Raw genomic sequence first — 707 nt, 5'->3', positions numbered from 1 at the left:
GCGCTGACGCTCGAGGCGAGGACGGTTGCTGCGATGAGGGTCTTGTAGAACTTCATATGTGTTGCACTCCGGTTCGGTTGTTGTTGATTCCGGGACGAAGCGGCGGGACGCGACGGCCGATCGGTGAACGCCCCGCGATGGCCGCCCCGCGCTTCATCCGTCGCGTGGCGGCGGCCGCGCCGCCATGACATGTGTGCGTGGCGGACCGGCATGGCCGGGCCGCAGCGTGCAACACGTCTTTCATGGTAGCGGCATTCGCCGGATCGTGCGTTCAAGGTGCAATGGGGCTGGCGGCGCGAGCAGGATCAGGATCAATGATCGTGCAGACGGATGGGGCGCGCGGCGCGGAACAATGGTGCCGCGGCCTGTCGATCAGGGCAACCCCATAGATGGGCACCCGAACTTCGTGGCGCATCGAACGACGCGGCGGTCGCCGCGCCGCCACGCGGCATCACGCATTGCGCGAATACACCCTGCGATGCCGCACCGCCTCCGCCAGCACGTCGAGCACCGGCTCCGTCTGCGTCCAGCTCAGGCACGCGTCGGTAATCGACACGCCGTACTTCAGCGGCACGCCCGGCTTCAGATCCTGCCGGCCCGCTTCGAGATGGCTTTCCACCATCACGCCGACGATCCGGTGCTCGCCCTGCCCCAACTGCCGCGCGAGATCCTGCGCCACCTCGATCTGCCGCTCGTGCGACTTGTTC

General features: G+C 67.3%; 1 pseudogene. It reads right to left on the bottom strand.

Annotated features, from left to right (window positions below):
* Window positions 1-451 precede the first annotated feature (451 nt).
* Window positions 452-707: pseudogene (locus tag JMF90_RS39285) on the bottom strand (3-deoxy-7-phosphoheptulonate synthase); the annotation flags it as partial.

The sequence above is a fragment of the Burkholderia sp. E168m23 genome, assembly GCF_016586125.1.
In the GTDB taxonomy this organism is placed as follows: domain Bacteria; phylum Pseudomonadota; class Gammaproteobacteria; order Burkholderiales; family Burkholderiaceae; genus Burkholderia; species Burkholderia orbicola.
The sequence above is the reverse complement of the archived record's forward strand: the minus strand, read 5'-3'. Positions and strand labels throughout refer to the sequence as shown.